This window comes from Rheinheimera sp. SA_1 (genome assembly GCF_001669775.1).
GTDB lineage: Bacteria > Pseudomonadota > Gammaproteobacteria > Enterobacterales > Alteromonadaceae > Pararheinheimera.
Genome location: NZ_LXWK01000011.1, coordinates 1,443,467 through 1,468,160, shown reverse-complemented (window position 1 = coordinate 1,468,160; position 24,694 = coordinate 1,443,467). Strand labels below are relative to the sequence as shown.

The following is a 24,694-nucleotide window of genomic DNA, read 5'->3' as shown; positions in this document are numbered from 1 at the left end:
AGCGTTCAACATAACAGAGGGGGCAAATCAGCCACTTCTTAAGGCATGAATAAGTTCAAACTGGGTCATGGATGCACTGCCGCTAATATGCTTTTTGCGGGCTCTTTTTCGCAATACATCCAGCGGCTGGTGTTCCAAGGCATCGGGTTCTGCCTGGGCTTGCTTGGCTTTGACAGCATTTCTGGTTGAATCTCTGCGTGCTATAGCCTTTTCCCATTCAGGAATGGCGGCACCGGAGCCATCGAGTTCGCTACCACCCGAATGTATATTCACGGTAGCCCAGGCGATGTGCTCGGCTTTTGTTGGTGAAACACCTTTTTCTTCATAACTATCCTGAATGAATTTGGCTTTTCTTCTTTGTTCTTTGGTGTACTTTTCTTTGCCGCCGACTGCCATATCGATACCCTCAGATCTGTGTGAACAGTGCAAATATTTATCCGGTTTTTTTATCGGCCTATCCTGACCTGCCAGCAGTGCATGCTGCTGGCAGGAACGGCAGGATTTATTTTTTGTCGTATGTTGCTGCCAACTCTTTTGCCATTTTTAAATGATGCTGCAGCGTAGGTAAGGTTTTTGTCGCGAAGGCGGCAATCTCAACATCATCAGAGATAGTGGCCCGCTGGAATAACTCGATGGTGTCTTCGTGCGCAGCTACCTGGTTTTTGGCATAGGCTTTATCGAAGGATTCACCGTCACGCTGTTCCAACACGAATTTTTTTGCTTTGTTGGCCATTTCCGCTTCGTCGGAAACTTCGAGATTTTTCCGGGTGGCAATCACAGCGAGCTCTGCGTTGGCGGCCGTATGATCAGTAATCATGGTTTGGGCAAAAGCTTTGATATCAGTAGAGGAAGATTTCTGTTGCGCTAATTTTGCACTTTCTACTTCCGCAATACCCTTGGCAGAGACTTCTTCAACGAAGTCGTCGGCGTCAATTTTGTCTGCTGCATAGGCGAGGCTGGATGCTGCACCAAACAGGCAGATCAGCGCGCCATTGGCTAAAACTCTCTTCATGTTCATCATTGCATACCTCGTTTAATGGATAATTGAATGAAGGCGGGTCTATCACAGATTTACCTACCTTAGGCCTATCTTGGCGCATAAAATTGGGCAGGTCAGTCTGGTATCCAACACAGGCAGCAAATAACGGCCACGGTCAGAATTAAGTGTTAGTAGTTGTTTTGTATGGTTATTTTAAAAATCGCACAGGTGTGGCGCCAAAAAATGTTACTGAAGAAGGTTTGAATGGATGCATTTAACAAAGAGCGGAAATGTAACAATGTCGAATGATAGGGCCAGCATGCTTAAGCGACCTGCCAACTGCTTTGGGCTAATGCCGGATTTTTACGATAAAAAAGCCCGGCTTATTCAGCCGGGCAAACATATGTCAACGAGGGTGGACATAACAGCATCACAAGACAGGACGAGGAATGCATGGCACAACTGTTCATCCCTGAACACCATGACGACGGCAACCTTACCTTTGGGTTCACAGCACAGAAGGTCATTCGTGACTGCTGGAATTACCTTAATAGACTCAAAAGTAATTTTAAATTAGTTTTATATTCCATAAATGAATATCATATTTAGGGAACAGCAGGCGCTGAAGTGAACTTTTATATATCAAAAATGAATATATAAAGTGATATTTTTTGTTTTTAGTTATTTTTGATATCTGCTTTAATAGCATTCTTTAGAGTGACATTCAGCAGAGACGGTGCTGCGCACGCACCGTTAGCAGGAGAGGGAATATGAGCAATCCGCAACAACAGGCGGCGGTAAAAATTCTGCTTGAACAGCTCATTGTACTGGTAGGACCGATAGAATTCGGGACCGTCGAGCTGGTGTTTCACCAGGGCAAATTAGTCCATCTGGCTAAAAACGAAAAACTGCGGGTAGAGTGAGTAGGGCATCGTCGAGTACCCTCGAAAATCAGCGATTGAACCATCGTTTTTGGATCTAACATTCAATGAAAATGCAACGCCGAACTCACCGCTGGTGGTCCGTTATGCATCAGAACTAAAAATCGAATTATGGCGTACTGCCGCTGCCGCGGCGAGTAGCGCCCTACAGTTTTGTTTTTAAACAATATGTTACGCATGTTTTGTTGCAACGGCCACCTTCAGCCTAGTTGCGCGGTTTTCTGAATTTCAGCACCATCTGGGTGACTTCACCGATAGCGCGGTACTTTGCTTTGTCTTTTTCATCGACGGCTAATGACGGCGGCAACGACCAAATCCCCGACGGATGATCGGCCGTATCTTTTGGATTGATTAGCAGGTCATTGCTGGCTTCAAAATCAAAACCCGTTTCTTTGGCCAGTTTTAACCATAACTGTTGCGGCACATAACCGGTTTTTTTCCAATCACTTGTCAGCAGCTGGTCGGGCAAGCGCGGGGCGACGACACCTAATACACCACCCGGTTTCAGTGCCTGATAAAAGTTGGCCAAGGCATGTTTAAGCGAGTTTTCACCATCAAACATATACAGCTGATTGCGGATCGATAGCACCACGTCGGCGCTGGCCGCTGGTGCTATCGCGATACCTGCCAAAGGGGCAAACTCAGTCACGGTGACGTTTTTGTAGACCGGGTGCGACGCCAGTTTTGTCTGGAAGGCTGTGCGGCCTTTTTGCATATAGTCCGCTGGCAACAGCGTGAACTTGTCGGAAAAATGGGCGGCGTATAGTTTGCCTTTGTCTGCTAATAACGGTGCCAGAATTTCGGTATACCAGCCCGAGCCCGGCCACACTTCAACCACAGTACTTTGTGGTGTGACGTCAAAAAAACTGAGCGTCTGCAAAGGTTTGCGCGCGTCGTCCCGCACTTTATTCTCAGCTGTACGAACTTCATGTAACAAAGCCTGGTTGATGTCGGCGGAGGTGGTGAAGCTGGCGTGGCTTGCCAGCAGCAACAGACTTACGCGGAAGAATTTAGTGAGCATAATCAGATCCTTTTGTTGATTATTTGTACCCTAAAACTGGTCAAAAGATAACCTGAATCGTTGGTGTTGAATAGTGCATTCACAACTAACGAACGAGTCATTTGCAACAATTGCCAACACCTATTCGGTTTGCAGGCTAAGCAAAGTTAAATTTTGTTGAGCCAACATTGTAAAAAAGAGGGGTACCGAAGTACCCCAAAAACTACATCGCACTTGATAACACCAGTCGACTCCGGAACCATCACCAACTCAAAGTGAGTCAGCAGTCCGTTACGACGGCTTGCAGTTGACTAAAGTTGCCTGTTACTAAGTAACTTTAATTAATTTGCTTGCCTGTTATCTTTTAACACGATATTTTAGTGAAGTTCAATGATTATTTTTCAAGCAAACCGATGCTGGATTCGGATTGCGGAGAACTCTCAAAAGATGCGGATCACCAAAGGCCTGGCTGGGCAGAATGAGTTGCTGTCGACTTCCTCATTAACGATTGCGGCTGCGCCAAATGACACCACTGGCGAATTTTCCAGTGCAGCACGCAGTTTACTTCAGGGCGAACTGACGTTGCCATTGGCAGTATTGGATCAGCAGAAGTTAACCAACAATATCCGTTGGATGCAGCAGTTTGCTGATCTCGCCGGGGTGCAGCTGGCGCCGCATGGTAAAACCGGTATGCTGCCAGCGCTGTTTTTGCAGCAAATTGCCCAAGGTGCCTGGGGCATGACGCTGGCGACTGTGCCGCAGGCAATGGTGGCCGCTGCGCATGGCGTGAAAAGAATTTTACTTGCGAATCAGCTGGTTGGCCGCGCTGAAATGCAGCAGGCCGCAACGATGCTGCAAAACGGCATCGAATTTTATTGTCTGCTTGATTCACAGGACAACCTGACCCAACTCGACAACTTTTTCAGTGAGCAGGGCTTAACTTTAAAGGTGTTGCTGGAAATTGGCGTTGCTGGCGGGCGTAGTGGTGTGCGCAGTTTCACCGCCGGGCTGGAGCTAGCGCAGCAGGTAAAACAAAGTAAAGCGCTGCAACTGGCCGGGGTGGAGTTTTACGAAGGAGTGATTAAAGCGCCGGATCAAGCCGCAGCCATTCGCCAGTTTGTGCAAAGTTGCATTGATTTTAGTCTCGAGCTTCAGCAACAGCAGTTATTCGCTACGCCGCAAATTTTACTCAGCGGCGCTGGATCGGCCTTTTATGATCTGGTAGCCGGTGCCTTTGGCGCAGCTACTTTGCCAGACAATTTTATGCCACTCATTCGCCCCGGCTGTTATTTGTTTTTTGATTTGGGTATTTATCAGCAAGCGCAGCAGGACTTGTTAAAGCGCAGCGCGCTGGCTTGTCAGGTGGAGGGTGAACTTCACAATGCACTGGAGGTCTGGGCTTATGTGCTGTCGCGGCCGGAACCGCAGCTGGCGATTATTGGTCTGGGCAAACGGGATATGGCATTTGATGCCGGGTTGCCGTTGGTTAGTCAGCACTTTCGGCCAGTGACTAAATCAGCACAAAAGCAGCCCTTACAAGCTCAGCCAACACAACGCCAGCCCAAAGCGGCCGACACCCGGATGTACATCAGTAAAATCATGGATCAGCATGCGCTATTACAGCTTCCGCCCGACAGTGATTTAGCCGTTGGCGATATGCTGAGCTTTGCTGGTTCGCACCCTTGTCTGACGCTCGACAAGTGGCGGTATTTAGCGGTGCTGGATGAGGATTATCAGGTCCGGCGCTGGTATGAAACGTTTTTCTAGAAAATTTCGGGTTTAACCCAGGCTGCTGATTTTGCGTGTTTTTTTAAAATTAGCACAGCAACCAAAGCTTAAAGGAAACCTCAGGTGGATATAGTTTCACGAATTCATGAATGTCTGGCCCATTTACGGCCATCCGAGCAAAAAGTAGCGCGGTTGATTTTAACCGACCTTAACTACGCCGCCAGCGCCAGTATTGGTGAACTGGCGGACAAGGCGCAAGTGAGTCACGCCAGTATCACCCGGTTAGCACGCGCACTGCAGTGCAGCAATGTGCGGGATCTGAAGCTAAAACTGGCGCAGTCAGTGGCGGTTGGTGAGCGGTTTATCAGTGATTCAACGGTCGAGAAAAAAGATATTCCGGCGATTTATGCTGCGATTAATGAAATTCTGCAGCTCAATACCGGACTGATCACCCAGGAGATGATCGACAAAGCCAGCGACTTGATGATCCAGGCACCGAAAGTGCTGATTTATGGCGTCGGCGGTGGCAGTTCGATTATGGCGCAGGAATGTCATCACCGTTTGTTCCGGCTTTGTGTGCAAAGCAATGCTTATTCCGACCCTCTGCTGATGCGGATGACTGCAGCCAGCGTCGACAAAGGGGATGTGGTGTTGTGTTTGTCGCTCAGTGGTTATAGTCCGGAAGTGGAAGCTGCGGTGCAAATTGCCAAGGATTATGGCAGTAAAGTGATTGCCATTTGCCCGGACAGTCGCTTATCGAAACTGGCGGATATTCATCTGCCGATCCTGACCCAGGAATCCGATTTTATCTATAAACCAAGCGCGTCACGTTATGTGATGCTGGCGGCGATTGACATTCTGGTCAGCCAGATTGCGGTGCTAAACCAGCGTAAATCGCGGGAAAAATTACGTCGGATCAAACACGAACTGGATGAACACCGGCACGGCCCGGAACGTCTGCCGTTGGGGGATTAACGTTGTTGGCCGCAGCAACACAGGTTGCAAAGACGCTGACGAACACTGATGCTGAAATGAACCCGGTGCTTTATGACCGGATTTTCTTCGGCGCCAGCGTCATTGATGGCACCGGCGCCGCCGCTATTGTCGCCGATGTGGCGTTGCTGGCGGATCGGATTGCGGCCATTGGCACCTTAACGCCCGGCACTGGCCGCGTCGAAATTGCCGCCCAAGGTTTAGTGCTGGCGCCCGGTTTTATTGATGTACATACCCACGACGATCTGGAGCTCATCCGCAATCCGGCGATGCTAGCCAAGCTCAGCCAGGGCGTGACGACCGTGATTACCGGCAATTGTGGCATTAGCGCGGCACCGGCCGACCTGAATGCGCCACCACCGGATCCAATGAATTTATTAGGTCAGCAGGCCGAATTTGCTTATCGCAGCTTTGCTGAATATGCCAAGGCGCTGCAGCAAGCCAAACCGGGGGTAAATACCGCAGCGCTGGTTGGCCATACGACTTTGCGTCATGCGGTGATGACCGATTTATCCAAAGCCGCGACGCCTAAGCAGCAACTGAAGATGCAGCAGCAGCTGCGCCAGTCGCTCGAGCAGGGCGCGCTGGGTTTAAGTTCGGGACTGGCGTATCACAATGCGATTGCAGCTCCCTCAGCCGAACTTGCAGTAGTCGGTGCACCGCTGGCTGAATTTGACGCGATTTACACCAGCCATTTACGCAGTGAATTTGCAGCCATTATTCCGGCTTTGGCCGAAGCGGCTGATTTAGGCTTACACCTCAAAGTACCGGTGGTGATTTCACATCTGAAATGCGCGGGTATGGCGAACTGGGGCCGAGCCGGGGAAGTGCTGGAATTTATTGGGAAGCGGGCAGCAAAGCAGCATTTTTGTTGTGATTGTTACCCTTATTCCGCCAGTTCCAGCACGCTGGATTTAAAACAGGTCACTGCCGATTTTGAGATTTTTATTACCTGGTCCGAGCCATATCCGGCCATGGCAGGACAGACCCTGGCGCAAATTGCCGCCAGCTGGCAGTTGCCGTTACTGGAAACTGCAGCGCGTCTGATGCCAGCAGGCGCTGTCTATCACGGCATGTCGGAAACTGACGTGCAGCAATTTTTAAGTTATCCGCCGACTATGATTGGCTCGGACGGTTTGCCTTGTGATCCGCATCCGCACCCCAGGCTGTGGGGAGCCTTCCCCCGGGTGCTCGGCCACTACAGCCGCGACTTACAGCTGTTTAGCCTGAGCCAAGCAATCCATAAAATGACCGGGTTATCGGCGCAGAATTTTAAATTGGCGCAGCGCGGTAGCATTAAAGTCGGCAACTTCGCCGATCTGGTACTGTTTGACGCCGAAAAAATAAAAGACAACGCCGATTTTGTGCAACCTTTTGCGCAAGCCGAAGGCATTGTGCAAGTGTATGTCAACGGCGGTTTGGCCTTTGACGGTGGGATGGCATGCCCTGATCGGCATGGTCGGTTTTTAGCGCATCAGCCGCAGCGTTAACACAGTTTTCTGACAGGAGGATCTAATGATTAAACGATTCGGCGCCGAAGGTGGCGTAGGGACCGGCGGGCAACATTTGCCGTTTTCGCGCGCAGTACAAGCCGGTGGTTTTCTGTATGTGTCGGGCCAAACGCCGATGCGTGATGGTGAAGTGGTCGAGGGCGGTATTGTTGAGCAGTCGCGCATTGCCATCGAAAACTGCATCCAAATTATGCAGGAAGCCGGTTATGGCCTGGAGCACGTGGTGCATGTCACCGTAATTCTCACCGACGCCCGCTATTTCAGCTCTTTTAATAAAGTGTTCCGCGAATTTTTTGCCGCCCATCCACCGGCACGAATTTGTGCAGTGGCTGACTTGGTGGTGGACTGCAAAGTGGAAGTGGATGTGACTTGTTATAAACAACCCTAGGTCCGGATTCTGAATTGAATTTTATAAAAAAAGTAGTCGGCCAATGTCGCAGACTGCAGCTGTTTATACCCAAAATCATTGAAGATTCGGGTAGGCGGTAACTGAACGAATCTGGAACGCCAGTCCGACCCGGAGCATAGTTGTCCTATGTGACTGGGTCGGACTGACGCTTCAGTGAGTGAAGGCTGCCAACAACCCCGAATCTTCAAGGATGACGGGTATATACCAACATGGGGAACAATATGACCGATCAGGCGGTGTTTTTAGTCGGATTTTTGCTGTATTTAGCGCTGATGATTGCCATCGGTTGGTGGGCGGCTAACCGGCAAAAAGCGTCGAATGTGCTGCAAGGCAAAAGTGGTGCGGCCCAAGCCGGTGAAGACTTTTTGCTTGGTGGTCGCAGTCTGCCGTTTTGGCTCACGCTCGGCACCACTGTGGCGACCATGGTTGGCACCGGTTCTTCGATGGGCGCAGTTGGTTACGCCTATCACCACGGCTGGGCTGGTACTTTATATGGTGTTGGCGGCGCCTTAGGGATTTTGCTGCTGGCCTGGTTGTTCGCGCCGCTGCGCCAATTGCGTTTTATGACGATGTCAGAAGAGCTGAGTTATTACGTTGGTGCTGATGCGCTGGTGAAAAACCTGGTGGCGCTGATTATTTTTGTCGCCTGTATTGGCTGGCTCGGCGCGCATATTCTCGGCGGCAGCATGTATCTGGCCTGGCTGACCGGTATTGACCAAAGCCAGGCCAAGTTGTTGATTGCTTTTGGGTTTGCCATTTATGTGGTGATTGGCGGATATACCGCCGTGGTTTGGACTGACGCCATTCAGGCGCTGATTTTATTTGCTGGTTTTATCTTAATGGCATTGTTTGCACTGCACGCAGTGGGTGGTTGGGACGTGCTGCAGCAGTCGATCAGCGATCATCAAATTGCCACGCCAAAACTCCTGCCGTCGATATCTTTGGCAGTGGCTATTCTGGTCGGTGTGCTCGCCACCCCTTCATTCCGGCAGCGGATTTATTCCGGTTTAAACGTCTCGACGGTGCGCCGCTCTTTTGTTTGGTCTGGTGCGTTGTATTTAGGTTTCTCGCTGATCCCGGCGTTGCTGGGCGCTGTCGCCTGGTTACTGATCCCAACCTTAGAAAATCCTTCTTATGCTTTTCCTTATCTGGCGCTGGAACTGTTGCCGGTCGGCCTTGGCGTGTTAGTGCTGCTGGCCGGTATTTCTGCCACCATGTCGAGCGCCAGTTCCGATGCTATAGCCGCGGTATCGGTATTACTGCGGGATATTTATGCGTTGTTGTTCCGGCGCACACCCAAGGCCGAACATGTGGTGCGCTGGTCGCGTTTTGGGCTGGTTGGCGTAGTAGGGTTAGCGCTGCTGTTTGCGCTGCTCGCCGACAATATCATCAGTTATATCACCAGCATGATTGCCATGTTGTTGTCGGGCATGTGTGTGTTGGCTTTGCTGGGTCGTTGTTGGCAGCGCTTTAACCGTTATGGTGCGCTGGCAGCATTGCTCGTGGCGCCTGTGGTGTCGGCTGCTATTTTGCTGCAACCGGATTGGTTAGCTTATTGGGGCAATCCAGTGTTGCCGGCGGTTGCCCTTAGCACGGTGGCGGCGGTGCTGGTGACGTTATTGACGCCGCAGAATCGGCTCAGCCGTGCAGAGGCGTTGGCGGTGTTGACGGCGCAGCGAGCGCAGATGGAGCATTCGACTGAAGTTTCAGCTGTTGCAACTACCTCCAGTGACAATGCTTTAAAAGCGGAGCTTTCATGATGTTGCGGCGCTGCTTTTTCAGGTTGGGATTGCTTTGGGGATGTTTGCTTGCTGCGCAGCCACTGTTTGCTGTGGACGATCTACCATTAATGCCTTATCCGCTCAAGCTGGAACGTCAATCCGGCGCTTTGTTGCTGGCGGGTGATCAAACAGAGCTGCGTCTTAGCTTTGAACTGAAGCTGGCGGATGCTAGACAAAACGCCACAACTGACAGCCAATATTTAATTCAACATCTGCAACAACGCTTAACCGCCCAAGCGGGTCGGCCGGTATTACTGCAATCGGTGACTGCGGACTTAAAACCAACATTGCGGCTTGAGATTGGGAAACTGCTCACAATCCCAAAACCGGGTGATGATGAAAGTTACCAGTTACAGGTTACGCCACAGCAAATCTACTTAAAGGCCAAAACCAGTACCGGCGTTTTATATGGGCTGGAGACGTTAAGTCAGTTGCTGGATTGCCCGGCACTGCCAACAACTACTGCCTCAACAACTGCAACGCGCTGTCAGTGGCCAGCCGTCACAATTAAAGACCAACCAAGGTTTCCATGGCGTGGCCTGCTCATCGACAGCGCCCGCCGTTTTGTGCCACTGGCTGATTTAAAACGCCAGCTGCAGGGCATGGCTTCAGCCAAACTCAATGTATTGCACTGGCATTTAACCGATGATCAAGGCTGGCGCTTTCAAAGTTTAAGTTACCCGAAACTGACCCAATTCGCGGACGGCGAATTTTATACGCAAGCACAAATGCGCGAAGTGGTGAATTACGCCGCCAAGCTTGGTATCCGTGTAGTACCGGAAATTGATTTACCCGGCCACGCCAGTGCCATCGGCCGGGCTTATCCGCAGTTATTGGCAGAGCCGGGTTCTGCGGGCAATGCTGAGCGGCGTTTTGGTGTGTTTGCACCAGTGCTGGATGTCAGCTCGCCTGCAGTGACCACTTTTGCGGCGGCCTTATTAAAAGAAGTGGCAACAATTTTCCCTGATCCTTATTTGCATATTGGCGGCGACGAAGTCAAACCGGAGCAGTGGCTGCAAAACCGGGCGATTCAACAGTTTATGCAGCAGCAACAACTAGCCGATGCCGGTGAGTTACATGCCGATTTTAACAGACGCTTGGCGCTGCAACTGAAACAGCTTAATCGCACCATGATTGGCTGGGACGAAGTGCTGCATAAAGATTTGCCCAAGGATGTGCTGGTGCAGTCGTGGCAAGGGCAAAACGCCGTGGCCGACAGTGTCCGTGCTGGCCATCCGACGATTTTGTCGGCGGGTTATTATTTGGACCAGCCGATGCCGACTTCTTTTCACTACCGAAATGATCCGGTGGGCGTGGCACTGTCGTTACCGCCTTTACTCGCGACCAGCAAACCAATAGTGCTGGATTTTCAGCTGCAGCGTTTTAATCACAAGCCGGTGACAGGCCAGTTTGTGTTGCAGCCAGCAGGCTTGTCGTCAAGCGCCCAACTACGAATGCAGGTGCCCGCCCGTGGTGAATTGGCGCCACGCTGGTTGCAACAACAAAGCAACGCCGATGGTAGCAGCGACTGGTTATTTGCCATCGACAGTTGGTTGGGCCCGGCCGAAATTCAGCTGCCGCGAAGCCGCGATGGTAACTGGCAAGCCAGTGCGATGCTGGGAAACACCCGTTATCCATTGCAGGTAAAACCTGCGGCGAAAACCGATAGTCAGCAGCAAACATCATTGCCCACCTTAACTGCAGCCCAACAACAACTGATTTTAGGTGGTGAAGCTGCACTCTGGGCCGAACTGGTTCCATCGACTGTGCTGGATTTAAAGTTGTGGCCGCGGTTATACGCGGTCGCCGAACGGCTCTGGTCGCCCGCTGACATGCGTGATGAAAGCTCGATGTATCAGCGTTTACAGATGATGGACGGCTACGGCAGTCGGATTGGCTTATTGCATCAACAACAACAGCGCCAGGCCCTGGCGACACTCGCCAGTAATGACGCCGAAGCAGCAGCCTTATTGGTGCTGAGCGAAACCGTCGAACAAAGCCAGTATTACAGCCGCCATCACCTGAAAACCGTGCGCGGCCAATATCATTTGGACGCGCCACTGGATCGGTTCGCCGACGCCTTGCCTGCGGAAAGCTTGACTCTGGTGGCACTGCGGCGGCAACTGGCGCTGATTGGTTGTGGGGCAGACTTTGGCAATAGTGGCAATCAAACGGTAGTCAGCAAAGCGATGTCGTCGCAAGAAATCAGCAGCGCACTTAATGACTTACAGCAGCAATTTCAGCGCTGGCAACAAACTGCGGTGCAACTAAAGAACTATCAGGGAAAGCAACAACCCAGAATTAAACACCTTGCTGCTCAACTCGCTATCACCAGCGATATCGCGCTGCAATGGCTGGCGGAGCAACAACGGCTAAAAACCTGGGATCGGCAGCACCAACAGCTACAAATCATCATCAACGAAGTCGACGAAGAGCTGCTGGCGCTGGCGCAACCGGTGAAGCAGATGTTGGAGTGTCGTTAAGTTGAAGTCACTGCAGTATCCTAGCAATTCCGACCTAACAACTCCGCCGTAGCAACCGCCTGGATCTTCACCCCAAAGCTACTAATCGCTGGCAAGGTAGCGTTGTGATGGGCGCTAATAGCGGCGGCGCTGGCGTGGGTTTTGTCGTGAGTGGTGTGGGCGTCGGCGACCAGCATGACGGGGTAACCGAGGGCAGCGGCTTTGCGCACTGTGGTGTCGACACAAAATTCGCTGGCGTAACCGCAGATGATCAATTGGTCGACCGCCAGGCTTTGTAATAAAGGCTGTAGTTCAGTGCGTAAAAAGGCGTCCGGGGTGGTTTTTCGACTTATAAGGTCGCCCGGTTGCTGCTGGATAGCTGCGGGCAATTGCCAGCCGGTACTTTGGTAAGCGAGCACCGAGTCGGGCTTTTCGTGCATCACAAAAATCACCGGCAGTTGTTGCGTCCGCGCCCAGCTACTCAGCAGATTGATATTGTTGATCACCATCGGGGCCTGCGCTGGTGGTGGTTCAGTGGCAAATAAGCCTTGCTGTACATCAATAATCAATAGTGCGGTGGTCATCAGCTTTGGTCTCAAAGGTTGTTTTTGCGGGCTGCACCATTGTAAGCTGGGTGTTAGGTTTTTTTACAGTGCAATTTCCAGCAGAATCTGTTTTGGACGCTTATGTATAACCGAAATCAAGCATGCTCAGAGTGCTTATAAGGAACAGAGATTTATGCATCAAATCCAACAACAAGCCTACGATCAGGCCATTCAGCAGGCACAGCGAGCGATGGCGCAGCAGCAATGGCATCCAGCGATGGAGCAGTTAAAGCGGGCACATGTGCTGGGGCAATTGGCAGTGCAGCCGCATGTCTACACGCATTGGCTGATGCTGTTGGTAGAGTGGCGCCGCCGTCGTTTTGGCGCTGTGGTCGGGCAGTTCATTCGAATGGTGTTAGGCGTTATTGGGTCGGCGGTCGGCAAAGTACCGACCGGCAATACCGGCGATAGCGAGATCAGTATGTTTTTGTCGTTGCCGATTGCGCCGGAGCTGCAGCAGATTATTGATGGCAAAGCGGCGGATAGTACTAAGCTCAGCGCCAGCACCGGTTTAACTGACGATCAATTTACGACAAGCAACAATAACAACAAGGACTCCTCAGCATGACCGAACAATCTCGAAATAAACTGGCATGGCTGATCCTGCGTATTACCTTGGCGGGTCTGATCGCAGCCCACGGCTGGTTCCGGCTGTTAAATGGTGGGGTTGAACCATTTGGCAGCTGGCTGCAGGGGCAGGGCATTCCATTTGGTTTTTGGGTGGCAGCTGCTATTACCGCGGTGGAGATCCTCGGGTCGGCACTGCTGGCTTTCCGGCGCCTGGTGCGGCCGCTCTGTGGCTTGTTTGCGGCGCTTTATGCGATGGGCATCCTGATGCTACATGCCGGTGAAGGCTGGTTTGTGGTTGGCGCCGGGCGGAATGGCGCTGAATATAGCGTGCTGCTGATTGTAGCTTTGCTTTGTGTTGGCTTGCAGCACAGCACCAAAAAAGCCAATTATCTGGATTAAACAGCACGCCAGCCAGCCTTAAGCGGAGAGATAGATGATTTTTGATTGCAGTACCTTAAGTGCTTCGACGCTTTATCCATTGCTGGCAGGCACCGTGGTACCAAGGCCAATCGCCTGGGTCAGCACGATAGATGTGGCCGGGCGCAGCAATCTGGCGCCTTTTAGTTTTTTTCAGCTGGTTAGCGACGCGCCACCAACACTGATGATTTCGGTGAACCGCAAAGCCGATGGCGAGGCCAAGGATACCAGCGTTAATGTTCAGGCAACGCAGCAGCTGATTGTGCATCTGATCAGCCCGTCGCAGCTGGCGTTGATGAATGCCAGCGCCGCCAATTTTGCCGCCGGCGCCAGTGAAATCGACGCGCTGCAGATACCCACTGTGGCGGCGACTATGGTCAAGCCACCCAGATTGGCCGACAGTTTGGTCAGTTTTGAATGTGAATTAGTGAGCCTGACACCTTACCCGGCGGACGCGCCAAGTTGCGATATCATTCTGGCAAAAGTGCTGTGCCTGCATATTGATGACAATTTATTAGGCCCGGATCACCGCTTAAAACATGATCAAATCGACTGGCTGTCGCGACTTGGTGGGCAATGGTATGGTCATAGCCAGCAGCCGGATAATTTTCAGCTGGCAAGGCCTGCCAGTGCCGAAGCGGCCATCGCAACTTTGGCTAAGTCATGAGATAGATCAATTAAAACTCTGTTTTGAATCAAAGCTGGCAGCCACTGATGGCGGTATCCGCCAATGTTTCATATATTGTCTGGAGTGGTTGAAGTTCAGCGCTGGCTTAAGGTGTGTTCTATTGCAGCAGTACAAGGTTTATCTTGGGGTCGTCTGGCTTGTTTTATGGTGGATGCATGCCGCGAATGCAGTCCCCGCAACATCTGCTGCGCAAGAAAAAATCATCACCATTGCAGCTGAAGATAACTGGCCACCTTTTTCTGATGAAAAGGGCCGGGGGTTGTCTTACACCCTGGTGCAGGCCGCTTTGCGACAATCCGGATATCAGTTAAAAACCGTGGTGGTGCCTTACGCCAGAGCCTTGTATTACACCGAACACAATATGGTCGACGGCTGCTGGAACGTCACTAAACAACAAAGCACCAGCAGCCGGTTTTTACTGCATCAGGTACCGCTATTTCGCGCCAGCTCGTCCTTTTATTACTACAAAAAAGCCAAAACCTTCACCTCAGTTGCCACGATCCCGGACCGCACCGTGGTCGGCGTTATTCTCGGTTATGAATACGGTGATGCTTTTGAAAAGCATAAACAGCGGTTTAATCTGGTGGAAGTCAGTACGCACGAGCAACTCGTCAAGTTGTTACAAGCGGATAAACTCGATGTGGCGTTGTTTTTTGATGATGTGCTGAGCTTTTATCTGAAGCAATGGCAGTTGACCGACCCTTTGATTATTCGCGGTGAGGAAAATTTTGTCAGTGAGCTTTTTATCGCTTTTGATAAAAACAACGAGCAAAGCCAACAAAAAGCCGATGCGCTGGATCAGGGGCTATTGCAGCTCCAGCAGTCCGGTATCTACCAGCGGTTGATGGACGAGTTTCAGGCGGGGATGTTGGCGCAGTAAATGCTGCGCCAATATTCACTGTCAATTTTTCGCAGTACTTTCGCAACTTGCGATGCCACTTCTGCGCTGGCGATAAACTTTCCAGACCCGCCAGCAATGTTTCAGCATATGAAATGGCTGATACCAGAAAAAAATTATGCAAATAAAGATGTTCTGATATACCGCTTTATAGCTGTCAGCAGCTAACTTTTTGAAAATCAGTGCCATAACTGCTGTAGAAACCAAGGTATACAGCAGAATCGCATGAGCTAATTCGGTTGTATTAATATTCATAAATCCCTTTAATTCTATCAATGTCCGCGAAAAATGCTGCTAAACAGTAACGGTTAAATTCGAGCCTTAAATGGTTACTGTGTATAACAAGACATTAAAGCAAGCAATCCACTTTAACATCAGTTGTTGTTTGATAAATATTCGATATTTATCTACTTTTAGACTTTTTGTAGTTCAAGTGGTGCGCTGGGCCAAAAGGTTATTGCAGAAACAGCAAAATATCGGTTTGTGCCACGTGCGCCGGTACTTCCGGAAAAAACACTTTTCGTTGTAGAACTATTGGAAAATCAGCCGCTTGCTCGCCATTTTGTGCCAGCCAGTTTTGATATAAATAGTCTACCAACATCCCAAGTTGTTGATCATCGCCGGTATGCTGAATGCGTGCGCAGCGTCCGGCGGGGATTTCGCTGAAGCTGATTTCTGGCCAGTCACTGACAGCTGCCGCCAGTTCGAAATGTTGCGGGATGGCAGCTGCCAGACCAAATTGATAGTCATCCGGTGTTGTCAGACGTGGGTCGTCATACAACAAATTAAAAGTGGCGCTGCGGCTTGGCGGCAGCAGCTGCTGTTTTCGAAACTCAATAAAACTCCGGATACTAGCCCCTAACAGAGCCGGGCTGCCGAGGTGCAGCATCAGCGCAATTGGCGTTTGCTCAAAGTCGATAATGTCGACGATCGGTGGATGTTGCTGCATTAAAGACCTCACAGTTGCTAAATATTCAAGTTGCTGTTGCCACTGTAGCCAGTCCGGATTGTCGCGAAATGCCATCGGTGCCTGCTGCAGTAAACGACGAAAAGCGCGGCTGAACGATTCACTGTGCTCGTATCCGCTGGCCGCGGCGATATGGGTCAGACTGGTTTCCCGGAAACTTAACTGGCTGGCGGCCCGCAGCAGTCTGAGTAGCCGCAGATAGCTTTGGACACTCAGCCCGCATTGACTAAAAAATTGTCGTTGAAAGTGAAACTTCGACCAGTGCGCGACTTCGCTCAGGCGTTGAATGCTAAAGCGATTCTCGTTTGGTTCGGTGCTCTGCGCCGCAACGGGCACAGCGATTTCTGCAGCAAGCTGCTGATCGATATACAGCAGCACTCGCTGCAAATGGGGTGACAAAGACATAAGTTGCTCGCCAGGCATTCAATACCACAAGCTTACCGCTATCGCCTGGGTCTGTCCTGACCGAAAATGCTCAGTTATCGGTTTTTGGCGGAAATGGTTCTGGCGCCATACTGCCCGCCGCTGGCAACAAAAACTGGCGGCGTAACACCCAATCCAACAGCACTGTGGGTAAACAGTGTGCCAGCAACGGCAAGGCAAAACTGCCATATCCGGCGCGGATCAACCGTGGCGTGTTGGTTTGCAGCAGTTGGGTCACCACTTGTTTGGCAAATACCTGCGTTGGCGTTGGCTTATTTTGCGAGGCTTTGGCGCGGCGACGAATACCTTCACGCAGTGGCCACCAGATCGATCGTTCGCTAAGATTTTGTTCGGCTTGCTGACTGGCGGTGGCGCCAAATTCTGAAGCGATAGCACCGGGTTGTACTTCCACCACTGTGATACCAAAAGGCGCCAGTTCTAAGCGTAGCGCGGTATTAATCGCATGCACCGCTGCTTTAGATGCACAATAAATCCCGGCGTAGGGCGTGACAAAATCGGCCGAGACACTGCCGATATTCACCACGATGCCGCGGCTTTGCAGTAATAATGGCAACAGGCTGCGGGTGACATGCACCAGGCTGAACACATTGGTTTGAAATTGCAGCTGTAGCTGAGCAGGGGGGCAATCCAGCACCGGTCCCATCGCGCCAAATCCGGCATTATTAATGAGTAAATCCAGTCGGTTATGTTGCTTAGTGATGGTTTGCACAGCCTGGTCGATGGCGGTTTGGTCGTTCACATCCAGCTGCAGCGCCTGAAATCCGGCGGCAGTTAAGGTCGTTAGATCGGCGGTTTTACGCGCAGTGGCGTAGACCAGAAACCCACGTTGCTGTAATTGATTTGCCAGTGCGCGGCCGATGCCACTGGATGCACCGGTGACCAGCGCGATTTTGTCAGGAGTTGTCATCAAGATCAGCAATTTTGGGAGAAAATTAGCCCATCATGCAGTGCTGGAGGGTGCTTGTCTATGCGGTTGGCTTTGCGGGTGCAGATCTAGATAGTTACGACGAAGCCGCCCGTTATCGGAACGGCTTTAAAACGAACGTAGTTAAAACCGTGGTTAAATACCTTCGCCCAAAAACACCCGGCTATACCGAGGTTTTAAATACACTTGTTGTGCGACGGTGAGGCCCAGCTTTTTGAATTGCTCTTTGCTGAGTTCAACATGGACCACGCGGTCCGACACTTCGGTTTGCAGCTCCAGCCGCACTGTCGGGCCAACCACCGTCACCAGTTCCAGTTTGGCAGCGATGGCTTCTTCTTCAGCCTGATGCATTACATCAATTTCGTGCGGCCGCACGTAGGCAAAACCTGGTAAAGCTACTTCGTCAGCGCTGGCCGGTTTGTCTTGGGTGTCGGCATTGATCAGTGTATCGCCATGCCGCACTCTGGCGTGAAACAGGTTAACCGTACCTAAAAATTCGTAAACAAACGGGTTGGCCGGGTTGTCATATACTTCTTCCGGCGTGCCGTCTTGCTCAATCCGGCCTTTGTTCATCACCACGATGCGATCCGCCACTTCTAAGGCTTCTTCCTGATCATGGGTGACGAACACGCTGGTGACATGAATTTCGTCATGCAAACGGCGTAACCAACGGCGCAGTTCGGCCCGTACCTTGGCATCCAACGCACCAAACGGCTCGTCCAACAACAGCACTTTGGGTTCAACCGCCAGAGCGCGCGCCAGTGCAATCCGCTGGCGCTGACCACCGGAAAGCTGCGATGGATAACGATCGGCAGTCCAGTCCAGTTGCACTAATTGCAGCAGGCGATCCACCCGTTTTTTAATTTCGGCAGCATTGGGGCGGAATTTGCGTGGTTTAACGGTCAGACCAAACGCGACGTTTTCAAACACCGTCATGTTTTTAAATAAGGCGTAATGCTGAAACACAAAACCAACACCACGTTCGCTGACGTGCTGGTGGCTGATGTCTTCGCCGTGGAAAATAATCCGGCCGGAATCGGTTTGTTCCAGACCAGCAATCAGCCGCAACAAGGTGGTTTTACCTGAACCGGACGGGCCAAGCAAAGCGGTCAATTCGCCGCTATTAATCGATAAGTTGACGTTATCGACGGCGACAAAATCACCAAAGTTTTTCCGAACCTGTTCGACCTGAATACTCATACTTACCTCGTGGCGGTGTCACTGTTTGCAGCGACATCCCGTCAACATTACTCATCCAATGCTTGCAAAGATGTCTGCGAAGAAGCTGGCAGTTGCGCAATAGCGGAGCCGAATTCGGCCTGAATCATCCAGCATTCAAACTTATCCAGTAATTGGTCAAGGAAGCTTTGGACGTTTGTGGTTGCCATGCTGTTTTCTCCGTTTAGACATCTATATGCCTGACGTGCATTACAACAGAGGCTATTAATAACTTAAAATACTTTTTAGTAGCAAGGTTATAACTGAAAGTGATTAGGAGGCTGGAAGAGTGAAAGGGCAATGAGTTCTAATCATGCCCTAGTTTTTGCTGGCGCAGGCTTTTGGTGCCGCTGCGTTGTTTTTTGCTGTCGAGCCGTCGTTGCTGGCTGCCATAAGTTGGTTTGGTGGCGTGGCGTTTTTTCGGGATAATGCCGGCAGATTTAATCAGCTCAATCAGTTGCTGCAATGCAGTTTCGCGATTCATTTCCTGGCTGCGGCTTTGTTGGCTTTTAATCACAATTTTGCCGGAAGCGGTGATACGGTGATCCGATTTTTGCAACAAAGCGGTTTTGTAATGTTCCGGCAACGACGATTGGTTGATATCAAACATCAGCTGCATCGCGGTCGAAGTTTTATTGACATGCTGGCCGCCGGGGCCGCTGGCGCGAATGGCTTGCCAGTCCAGTTCGGCGTCGTCGATGCTGATTGAAGCAGTAATTTGAATCATGAAGATTGATTTCCGAAACGATGAGTCACAAATCGACCAGGCTCTTTGGTGGAAATAACCCGCGCCGGATTACCTGCCACTGTGACGTCAGCCGCTACGTCTTTAATCACCACCGCCCCTGCGCCAATAGTTGCATTGTCGCCAATATTTACTTGTTCAATGATGCATGAGTTAGGCCCGATATACACGTTATCGCCGATAATTGCCGATTTTCCGCTATTTGAGCCAATGGTGACAAAATGGCTTAAATTACAGTTTTTGCCGATAACTGCTGCTTCGTTGACAATAATTGCCGTGCCATGACCAAGATACAAGCCAGGTCCAATACGGGTATGTGGTGGGATTTGAATTTGGTAGCGGGTCGATAACCGCCGATGCATCAGCTTCGCGAGTATGCGAATTATCGGATTGCCGCTGTTACATAACCGCAGCCAAAAGGAATAACGAAAACCGCGGTTGGCATTGAGCATGTTTTTGCACAGCAGTCCAAAGCTGTAGTGGCCATAATAACGATACAAATCAGCTTTGATTAACTCACGCACTGAATAATTCATGATCAAAATACCGGCCTCCAAATCTGAAAAACTGCTGTATTGTACTGACTTTTATCAGGGGTTGGTGTGCTTAAATTTGCTCATTACCATGCTGATTCGACATATCACGCGCTAATTGCCGTGTAAAAAGGCCTGAAAAATGTATAATGCCACACTTTTTTTAAGGGTATCACCCAAAGGATCCTCAGATGTCGCAGTTACCTCCTTGTCCACAATGTAATTCCGCTTACACTTATGAAGATGGCAGCCAGTTGATATGCCCTGAGTGTGGCCATGAATGGCAGCCGGGCGCTGCGGTTGAAGCTGCTGAAGGTGACAAAGTGATCCGCGATGCTGCAGGCAATGTGCTGCAGGATGGCGATACCGTGACCGTCATCAAAGACTTAAAAGTAAAAGGTTCGTCGCTGGTGGTGAAAATAGGTACCAAAGTGAAAGGGATCCGACTAGTCGATGGCGACCATGATATCGACTGTAAAATTGATGGTTTTGGGGCGATGAAACTCAAATCTGAGTTTGTGAAGAAGGTCTGATGTCCTACGCGGCCCTGGCCGCGGTTAAAGCGACGTTATATCCTAAAGCTGTCGACAAAAAGGGTGCTATTACCAGCACCCTTTTTTACGCTAATACCGACGATTAGTATAAGTAGCGGCATCAATAATGCCCCACAAGTGGATCAGCGCAGCGATAATACCCGGCACAATCAGCCACCATAAAAAGTAACCCACGCCACACATCACAAAAAACAAAATCGCTGGTAATAACCTTCCCTGTACGAGCTGCCCCAGACCCGGGAGAAAAAAACTGCATAAAGCCGCGATGACATTACCGCCTGAACCTTGTTCCGCCATGTTGAGTCTCCTGTGACTTTGGCTGCGTATACCCTTCATCCTTGCAGATGCAGGGTTGTTGGCCGCCTTCGCTCACCCCAGTCACGTAGGACAACTATGCTCCTTGGGATTCGTTCAGTTGCCGCCTACCTACATCGACAATGATTTTGGGTCTAGATAATAAGAGGTTATCGCAATTTTTAGCTTAGGGCAGCATAAATCTGTAACAGGCTATGTACAACACTGCTGCGCTAACGGCATGATAATCCCGTTAAATTTGTTAATGGAGTTTCGGATGTTCAGTTTTTTGCGTAAATACCTGATTTTGCCACAGCGCTTTCGTAGTTTGTTAGCCGAGCTAGCAGTGGTGTTTATCGGTGTTTTTGCAGCATTTTTACTGTCGGATTATCAGCAACAACAAACCAAAGCGCAGCAACAAATTGAAATCGTCAAAGCAGTTCGCGCTGATTTAACTGCTTACATCGACAACGGCAGTGATCCAAAAGCCGGCTTTATCAGTTTTTTCCGCAATATAAACACCAAGATGCAGCAGCAGATTACCAAAGGCGCTTTAACCCAAATCCCGGGCATAATCATTGGCGATTATTGGTATTTGGAAGCGTTACATCCGATGATCACTTCCGGCAAATTAAATGATATTCAGCTGGATTTGTATCGTGATCTGGCACGCTTTAACACCTTGCATCAAAACTTTATCCAGATGATTGAAGACTTTAACCGCTATCAGCTGGATGTCATTTACCCCCATTTGGCGCAAGTGCCACAACCGTATTTTTTGTCACCGGGTAACCGGTTGAGCCCGGCTTACCAGCCGCTGCAAACCTACAGCTACAATCTACAAAACTTTGCCGAAGTTTCGGTGCAGCATGCCAAAACGATGGTTGAAGCAATCGACCGGCATTATCCGCAACTGGCGTTACCGACACCGAAAGAATAACAACTGAACCTACGTCAGCTAAGACGCCGGTTCCGTCACAAAACCCAGCTTTAAAATGCCGGCACTTTGTACCGCAGCCATGGTTTTGACCACATGCTCATAAGCGACGGTGCGATCGCCGCGCAGATGAATTTCCGGCTGCGGATTGGTGGCAGCAGCGGCGCTAAGTTTTGCCGCAAGTTCAGCCGGTGTCACTTTTGTTTCGTTCCAGAACACGTCACCTGTGGCATCAACAGCCAGCTGTACTGTGGTCGGTTTTAACTCGTTTGGCACATTACTGGCGCGGGGTAATTCAATTTCCACCGAATGGGTCAGCACCGGCACTGTGATGATAAAAATAATCAGCAGCACTAACATCACGTCCACTAACGGCGTCATGTTAATTTCGCTCATCACTTCGTCGTTGTTGTCAAAATCGCCACCAAACGCCATGTTAGCCTCCGCTGCGCAAGGTTTTCACCTGGGCTGATTTAGGTGCTGCGCCCGTCAGAAAATAAGCATGCAGCTGAAAGGCAAAACGATTCAGTTTGCTGATAATGCCTTTATTGGCGCGGCTTAGCGCGTTATATGCCAGCACCGCCGGAATGGCTACCGCCAACCCAAAAGCCGTCATGATTAATGCTTCACCGACCGGGCCGGCCACTTTATCAATACTGGCCTGACCGCTGGCACCAATGCCAACCAGTGCGTGGTAAATACCCCAAACCGTGCCAAAGAGTCCGACAAAAGGCGCGGTCGAGCCAACCGACGCCAAAATCGCCAGGCCCTTTTGCATTTGCTCCGAGCTTTGTTCAATGGCGCCTTTTAACGTCGAGGTCAGCCAATCGGACAACGGTAAACGGCCGTGTAAATCGTCCTGATGGCTGCTGTGATGATCTAGCGCGGCCTGACCTTCATCGGCCAGAAACCGGAACGGATTACCGCGGCTGTCGTACTGTTGATTGGTCGCAGATAAAATCTGCAGGCCCTGGGCAAAACTTTGCGCATGCCAGAAATCGCGGCTGGCGTGCGCCACTTTTTGCAGTTGCCACAGATGAAAAGCGCGGATCAGGATCACGCACCAGGATGCGACGGACATGATCAATAAAATCAGTGCCACGCCTTTAATCACACCATCACTTTGTGCCCAAAGCGACGCAATACCGTATGGATTGTCTTGCATGTTTTTTCTCCTGTCGCTCAGCTGACCTTAGCGCAGCGGCGATTAACTACCTGATTTAAATAGGATACAGCCGTTCCAGTTAGCCTTGATTTAACCGGAATTTCAGCGGTAATTCGTACCAAAAGTCGATGGGCTGGCCTTCTTTTAGCGCCGGCTGAAACTGCCAGCGCTTCACTGCCTGTTTGGCGGCCTGATCCAGTCGGGTAAAACCGCTGCTGGTTTTCAGTTTAATCTCGCCGACAGTACCGTCGGCTTTCACCAAAATCAGCAGTAATACGGTGCCTTGTTCTTTTTTCTTGCGCGAAAGCTGCGGGTACAGCGGCGCTTTATTGTTTAACCCTTGCGCCTCGGCCGATGGCGGTTGAATGGTAGGAGCAGCTGGTGCGGCTTTGGCTGGCGCTGCTTTGGCTTTTCTGACCGGCGGTGGTGGTGGTTCAACCGGTGGCGCACTGACCGCTTTTTCCGATGGCGGCGCTTTTGGCAAAGGCTTGGGCAATGGTTTAGGTAAAGGCTTTGGCTTTTGCTTGGGCTGTGGTTTAGGTTCCGGCAACGGCTTGGGTTTCGGCTGCGGAGGTGCTACCGGCGGCGGCAACATGATGCCGACAATAGTCGGTGGTGTGACAACTTCTGGTTCAGGCGCTGGCTCGTTGCTGTCCGCCAACGTCAGCGCGAGCGCCGCCAGATGACAGCCCAGCACCAAACACAATATTCCCGCTTGTTGACGCCAACCGCTTCGCATCTTCGACCCATCGACAAATATTCAATTTGTGTGACAGAGGCACTGTCAGTACAAAGTGCAATTGATAATGATTCGTATTATATAGATTTTCAGGGCAGGATGCCAGTGGCTTTTAAGAGTTGCAAATTGTTAACATCGGGGTCAGAGTCAATTGTTAACATAAATTTGTTAACAATTACTCTGACCCCGATGTTAACACATGTAGCTTAAGCCACTTGTTTCTCAGCCAGATGCAGTTCCATGGTGGCTTTGAGTAAACGGAATAAACGGATAGAAGCGTCGATTTCTTCGCGGCGGTTGGTCAGGCTTTCGACGTTCAGACCGAGCGGAATGTCTAAACCGGCGCAGTGCAGCAGAATTTGCTGCAGGTTGTCGCGGCAAATTTTAATCGACTCATTCAGTGGATTGGCTGCATCCAGAATGCGGTATTTGCTGGCTTGTGGCACTGAAATGCCCAGCCAGTGCATAAATTCCAACGTTTGTTCGCCACCACATGGCGTGAAGGTCAAAATGATCCGTTGTGGTGTCAGGTTCTGCTGTTTGCAGCTGCGGACATAACTGGTGATTAAATCGATAGTGGCCTGGGCGTTATACACTGCTTGTGAGATAAAAAACTGGCAACCCTGGCGTGATTTTTCAATCAACCGCTCGTGTTCGTTGCCTTTGCTGGCATGGCGTTCGGCAATCGCCACACCACCTAAATAAAACCTGGCCTGGTGTTCGGCTAGTTGCTGATAAGCGTCCGGCAGGCTTAATTTAATGGTGCCATTGGACGAAGGGCTGCCGACTAACACCAGATTATCCAGCTGGAAATCTTCTTTGGTTTCGCTCAGCCACTGGTTAAATTCACTGGCGTCGCGCTGCGCCACACTCTTGTAAGTGATCACGTCACGTTTGGCTTGCTGGCGTAAAATCTGTCCGTAAACCCTTGGATCTAAAGTGCTTTGAAATGGGAAAGGCCGGTCTTCGCTGACGCGGCTGCTTTCATCCTGAATGTCATAAACCACCAGGCCGTCATATTCCACTTCGTTTAGCCGTGCCAGCAGTTTTTTGGCGATCCGCACGGTTTTATCGATAGCCGTGTCCGCTTTTGGCGGCGTGGTGCCAATCAGATAAACCCCTTGATTTGGATCGGTAATTTTTTGCTGTAACGACAACGCCATGATCTGTACACCTGTAACCTTGATACGG

General features: G+C 50.7%; 28 protein-coding genes. 13 read left to right on the top strand and 15 right to left on the bottom strand.

Annotation, left to right across the window (positions count from 1 at the left end):
* Positions 1-27: 27 nt before the first annotated feature.
* Both A5320_RS07120 and A5320_RS07115 read right to left on the bottom strand, forming a co-directional pair.
* On the bottom strand, positions 28-396 hold the full coding sequence (locus A5320_RS07120) for a termination factor Rho (protein WP_068062739.1): 369 nt from the start codon (positions 394-396) through the stop codon (positions 28-30).
* A 106-nt stretch (positions 397-502) separates the two neighbouring features.
* Positions 503-1,012, bottom strand: coding sequence for a DUF4142 domain-containing protein (locus A5320_RS07115; RefSeq protein ID WP_231916664.1), 510 nt, complete (start codon positions 1,010-1,012; stop codon positions 503-505).
* A 737-nt stretch (positions 1,013-1,749) separates the two neighbouring features.
* Between A5320_RS07115 and A5320_RS21670 the strand changes: the two genes are divergently transcribed.
* On the top strand, positions 1,750-1,902 hold the full coding sequence (locus A5320_RS21670; RefSeq protein WP_082971583.1) for a YezD family protein: 153 nt from the start codon (positions 1,750-1,752) through the stop codon (positions 1,900-1,902).
* 223 nt (positions 1,903-2,125) lie between these two features.
* Here A5320_RS21670 and A5320_RS07110 read toward each other — a convergent pair whose 3' ends face one another.
* Positions 2,126-2,941, bottom strand: coding sequence for a class I SAM-dependent methyltransferase (locus A5320_RS07110; RefSeq protein ID WP_068062732.1), 816 nt, complete (start codon positions 2,939-2,941; stop codon positions 2,126-2,128).
* Between the two features lie 426 nt (positions 2,942-3,367).
* On the opposite strand from A5320_RS07110, the gene A5320_RS07105 reads away from it, so the two are divergent.
* The 6 genes from A5320_RS07105 (at position 3,368) to A5320_RS07080 (ending at position 11,825) form a co-directional block, all read left to right on the top strand.
* On the top strand, positions 3,368-4,687 hold the full coding sequence (locus A5320_RS07105) for an amino acid deaminase (RefSeq protein WP_082971582.1): 1,320 nt from the start codon (positions 3,368-3,370) through the stop codon (positions 4,685-4,687).
* 84 nt (positions 4,688-4,771) lie between these two features.
* Complete coding sequence (locus A5320_RS07100) at positions 4,772-5,623, top strand: MurR/RpiR family transcriptional regulator (protein ID WP_068062729.1); 852 nt, start codon at positions 4,772-4,774, stop codon at positions 5,621-5,623.
* A 5-nt stretch (positions 5,624-5,628) separates the two neighbouring features.
* Positions 5,629-7,131, top strand: a complete 1,503-nt coding sequence (locus A5320_RS07095; RefSeq protein WP_197490012.1) for an N-acyl-D-amino-acid deacylase family protein — start codon at positions 5,629-5,631, stop codon at positions 7,129-7,131.
* A 25-nt stretch (positions 7,132-7,156) separates the two neighbouring features.
* Positions 7,157-7,540 carry a RidA family protein gene (locus A5320_RS07090; protein WP_068062726.1) on the top strand — a complete coding sequence of 128 codons (384 nt, stop codon included), beginning with the start codon at positions 7,157-7,159 and terminating at the stop codon, positions 7,538-7,540.
* 242 nt (positions 7,541-7,782) lie between these two features.
* Complete coding sequence (locus tag A5320_RS07085; protein WP_068062724.1) at positions 7,783-9,321, top strand: sodium:solute symporter family protein; 1,539 nt, start codon at positions 7,783-7,785, stop codon at positions 9,319-9,321.
* Between the two features lie 71 nt (positions 9,322-9,392).
* Positions 9,393-11,825, top strand: a complete 2,433-nt coding sequence (locus A5320_RS07080; protein WP_197490011.1) for a beta-N-acetylhexosaminidase — start codon at positions 9,393-9,395, stop codon at positions 11,823-11,825.
* Positions 11,826-11,845: 20 nt separating this feature from the next.
* Here the strand turns inward: A5320_RS07080 and A5320_RS07075 are convergent, their stop codons facing one another.
* The gene (locus A5320_RS07075) at positions 11,846-12,388 is read right to left on the bottom strand and encodes a cysteine hydrolase family protein (RefSeq protein ID WP_068062718.1); all 543 of its coding nucleotides are present in this window, start codon (positions 12,386-12,388) and stop codon (positions 11,846-11,848) included.
* Between the two features lie 154 nt (positions 12,389-12,542).
* On the opposite strand from A5320_RS07075, the gene A5320_RS07070 reads away from it, so the two are divergent.
* The 4 genes from A5320_RS07070 (at position 12,543) to A5320_RS07055 (ending at position 14,964) form a co-directional block, all read left to right on the top strand.
* Positions 12,543-12,977, top strand: coding sequence for a DUF3703 domain-containing protein (locus A5320_RS07070; RefSeq protein ID WP_068062715.1), 435 nt, complete (start codon positions 12,543-12,545; stop codon positions 12,975-12,977).
* Entirely contained in the window at positions 12,974-13,378 is a 405-nt protein-coding gene (locus A5320_RS07065; protein ID WP_082971581.1) for a DoxX family protein, read from the top strand. Before A5320_RS07070 ends, A5320_RS07065 begins: the two co-directional genes overlap by 4 nt.
* A gap of 34 nt (positions 13,379-13,412) precedes the next feature.
* On the top strand, positions 13,413-14,063 hold the full coding sequence (locus tag A5320_RS07060; RefSeq protein WP_068062711.1) for a flavin reductase family protein: 651 nt from the start codon (positions 13,413-13,415) through the stop codon (positions 14,061-14,063).
* Between the two features lie 121 nt (positions 14,064-14,184).
* Positions 14,185-14,964, top strand: coding sequence for a substrate-binding periplasmic protein (locus A5320_RS07055; protein WP_068062708.1), 780 nt, complete (start codon positions 14,185-14,187; stop codon positions 14,962-14,964).
* A gap of 472 nt (positions 14,965-15,436) precedes the next feature.
* On the opposite strand, the gene A5320_RS07045 is transcribed toward A5320_RS07055, so the two are convergent.
* The 6 genes from A5320_RS07045 to A5320_RS07025 form a co-directional block, all read right to left on the bottom strand.
* Complete coding sequence (locus A5320_RS07045) at positions 15,437-16,354, bottom strand: AraC family transcriptional regulator (RefSeq protein WP_197490010.1); 918 nt, start codon at positions 16,352-16,354, stop codon at positions 15,437-15,439.
* A 70-nt stretch (positions 16,355-16,424) separates the two neighbouring features.
* Positions 16,425-17,300, bottom strand: coding sequence for an SDR family oxidoreductase (locus A5320_RS07040; protein WP_068062702.1), 876 nt, complete (start codon positions 17,298-17,300; stop codon positions 16,425-16,427).
* Between the two features lie 153 nt (positions 17,301-17,453).
* The gene (locus tag A5320_RS07035; protein WP_068062699.1) at positions 17,454-18,518 is read right to left on the bottom strand and encodes a sulfate/molybdate ABC transporter ATP-binding protein; all 1,065 of its coding nucleotides are present in this window, start codon (positions 18,516-18,518) and stop codon (positions 17,454-17,456) included.
* A gap of 47 nt (positions 18,519-18,565) precedes the next feature.
* Complete coding sequence (locus tag A5320_RS21910; protein WP_157605683.1) at positions 18,566-18,706, bottom strand: hypothetical protein; 141 nt, start codon at positions 18,704-18,706, stop codon at positions 18,566-18,568.
* Between the two features lie 137 nt (positions 18,707-18,843).
* On the bottom strand, positions 18,844-19,263 hold the full coding sequence (gene arfB, locus A5320_RS07030) for an alternative ribosome rescue aminoacyl-tRNA hydrolase ArfB (protein ID WP_068062696.1): 420 nt from the start codon (positions 19,261-19,263) through the stop codon (positions 18,844-18,846).
* Positions 19,260-19,817 carry a serine O-acetyltransferase gene (locus A5320_RS07025; protein ID WP_068063085.1) on the bottom strand — a complete coding sequence of 186 codons (558 nt, stop codon included), beginning with the start codon at positions 19,815-19,817 and terminating at the stop codon, positions 19,260-19,262. The genes arfB and A5320_RS07025 overlap by 4 nt, the downstream gene beginning before the upstream one ends.
* 188 nt (positions 19,818-20,005) lie before the next feature.
* Between A5320_RS07025 and A5320_RS07020 the strand changes: the two genes are divergently transcribed.
* A complete protein-coding gene (locus tag A5320_RS07020; protein WP_068062693.1) occupies positions 20,006-20,347 on the top strand; it encodes a zinc ribbon domain-containing protein YjdM in 342 nt (113 codons plus the stop codon).
* Between the two features lie 90 nt (positions 20,348-20,437).
* Here the strand turns inward: A5320_RS07020 and A5320_RS07015 are convergent, their stop codons facing one another.
* The gene (locus A5320_RS07015; RefSeq protein ID WP_068062691.1) at positions 20,438-20,665 is read right to left on the bottom strand and encodes a hypothetical protein; all 228 of its coding nucleotides are present in this window, start codon (positions 20,663-20,665) and stop codon (positions 20,438-20,440) included.
* Between the two features lie 274 nt (positions 20,666-20,939).
* On the opposite strand from A5320_RS07015, the gene A5320_RS07010 reads away from it, so the two are divergent.
* The gene (locus tag A5320_RS07010; protein ID WP_068062688.1) at positions 20,940-21,602 is read left to right on the top strand and encodes a hypothetical protein; all 663 of its coding nucleotides are present in this window, start codon (positions 20,940-20,942) and stop codon (positions 21,600-21,602) included.
* Between the two features lie 18 nt (positions 21,603-21,620).
* On the opposite strand, the gene A5320_RS07005 is transcribed toward A5320_RS07010, so the two are convergent.
* From A5320_RS07005 to A5320_RS06990, 4 genes are all read right to left on the bottom strand, one after another.
* Positions 21,621-22,034: an ExbD/TolR family protein gene (locus A5320_RS07005; protein WP_068062685.1), complete on the bottom strand. Its 414-nt coding sequence runs from the start codon at positions 22,032-22,034 to the stop codon at positions 21,621-21,623.
* A gap of 1 nt (position 22,035) precedes the next feature.
* A complete protein-coding gene (locus A5320_RS07000) occupies positions 22,036-22,764 on the bottom strand; it encodes a MotA/TolQ/ExbB proton channel family protein (RefSeq protein ID WP_068062682.1) in 729 nt (242 codons plus the stop codon).
* 79 nt (positions 22,765-22,843) lie between these two features.
* Complete coding sequence (locus A5320_RS06995; protein WP_068062680.1) at positions 22,844-23,503, bottom strand: energy transducer TonB; 660 nt, start codon at positions 23,501-23,503, stop codon at positions 22,844-22,846.
* A 206-nt stretch (positions 23,504-23,709) separates the two neighbouring features.
* Positions 23,710-24,666, bottom strand: coding sequence for a hypothetical protein (locus A5320_RS06990; RefSeq protein ID WP_068062677.1), 957 nt, complete (start codon positions 24,664-24,666; stop codon positions 23,710-23,712).
* Positions 24,667-24,694 lie beyond the last annotated feature (28 nt).

Excerpts from the sequence above, each read along its gene's own strand:
- A5320_RS07060 (WP_068062711.1), top strand. The coding sequence starts at position 13,413 with ATGATTTTTGATTGCAGTACCTTAAGTGCTTCGACGCTTTATCCATTG.
- A5320_RS07065 (WP_082971581.1), top strand. The coding sequence starts at position 12,974 with ATGACCGAACAATCTCGAAATAAACTGGCATGGCTGATCCTGCGTATT.
- A5320_RS07115 (WP_231916664.1), bottom strand. The coding sequence starts at position 1,012 with ATGAAGAGAGTTTTAGCCAATGGCGCGCTGATCTGCCTGTTTGGTGCA.
- A5320_RS07085 (WP_068062724.1), top strand. The coding sequence starts at position 7,783 with ATGACCGATCAGGCGGTGTTTTTAGTCGGATTTTTGCTGTATTTAGCG.
- A5320_RS06995 (WP_068062680.1), bottom strand. The coding sequence starts at position 23,503 with ATGCGAAGCGGTTGGCGTCAACAAGCGGGAATATTGTGTTTGGTGCTG.
- A5320_RS07105 (WP_082971582.1), top strand. The coding sequence starts at position 3,368 with ATGCGGATCACCAAAGGCCTGGCTGGGCAGAATGAGTTGCTGTCGACT.
- A5320_RS07000 (WP_068062682.1), bottom strand. The coding sequence starts at position 22,764 with ATGCAAGACAATCCATACGGTATTGCGTCGCTTTGGGCACAAAGTGAT.
- A5320_RS21910 (WP_157605683.1), bottom strand. The coding sequence starts at position 18,706 with ATGGCAACCACAAACGTCCAAAGCTTCCTTGACCAATTACTGGATAAG.
- A5320_RS07090 (WP_068062726.1), top strand. The coding sequence starts at position 7,157 with ATGATTAAACGATTCGGCGCCGAAGGTGGCGTAGGGACCGGCGGGCAA.
- A5320_RS21670 (WP_082971583.1), top strand. The coding sequence starts at position 1,750 with ATGAGCAATCCGCAACAACAGGCGGCGGTAAAAATTCTGCTTGAACAG.
- A5320_RS07075 (WP_068062718.1), bottom strand. The coding sequence starts at position 12,388 with ATGACCACCGCACTATTGATTATTGATGTACAGCAAGGCTTATTTGCC.
- A5320_RS07120 (WP_068062739.1), bottom strand. The coding sequence starts at position 396 with ATGGCAGTCGGCGGCAAAGAAAAGTACACCAAAGAACAAAGAAGAAAA.
- A5320_RS07040 (WP_068062702.1), bottom strand. The coding sequence starts at position 17,300 with ATGACAACTCCTGACAAAATCGCGCTGGTCACCGGTGCATCCAGTGGC.
- A5320_RS07070 (WP_068062715.1), top strand. The coding sequence starts at position 12,543 with ATGCATCAAATCCAACAACAAGCCTACGATCAGGCCATTCAGCAGGCA.
- A5320_RS07025 (WP_068063085.1), bottom strand. The coding sequence starts at position 19,817 with ATGAATTATTCAGTGCGTGAGTTAATCAAAGCTGATTTGTATCGTTAT.
- A5320_RS07005 (WP_068062685.1), bottom strand. The coding sequence starts at position 22,034 with ATGGCGTTTGGTGGCGATTTTGACAACAACGACGAAGTGATGAGCGAA.
- A5320_RS07010 (WP_068062688.1), top strand. The coding sequence starts at position 20,940 with ATGTTCAGTTTTTTGCGTAAATACCTGATTTTGCCACAGCGCTTTCGT.
- A5320_RS07015 (WP_068062691.1), bottom strand. The coding sequence starts at position 20,665 with ATGGCGGAACAAGGTTCAGGCGGTAATGTCATCGCGGCTTTATGCAGT.
- A5320_RS07045 (WP_197490010.1), bottom strand. The coding sequence starts at position 16,354 with ATGTCTTTGTCACCCCATTTGCAGCGAGTGCTGCTGTATATCGATCAG.
- A5320_RS07035 (WP_068062699.1), bottom strand. The coding sequence starts at position 18,518 with ATGAGTATTCAGGTCGAACAGGTTCGGAAAAACTTTGGTGATTTTGTC.
- A5320_RS06990 (WP_068062677.1), bottom strand. The coding sequence starts at position 24,666 with ATGGCGTTGTCGTTACAGCAAAAAATTACCGATCCAAATCAAGGGGTT.
- arfB (WP_068062696.1), bottom strand. The coding sequence starts at position 19,263 with ATGATTCAAATTACTGCTTCAATCAGCATCGACGACGCCGAACTGGAC.
- A5320_RS07020 (WP_068062693.1), top strand. The coding sequence starts at position 20,006 with ATGTCGCAGTTACCTCCTTGTCCACAATGTAATTCCGCTTACACTTAT.
- A5320_RS07110 (WP_068062732.1), bottom strand. The coding sequence starts at position 2,941 with ATGCTCACTAAATTCTTCCGCGTAAGTCTGTTGCTGCTGGCAAGCCAC.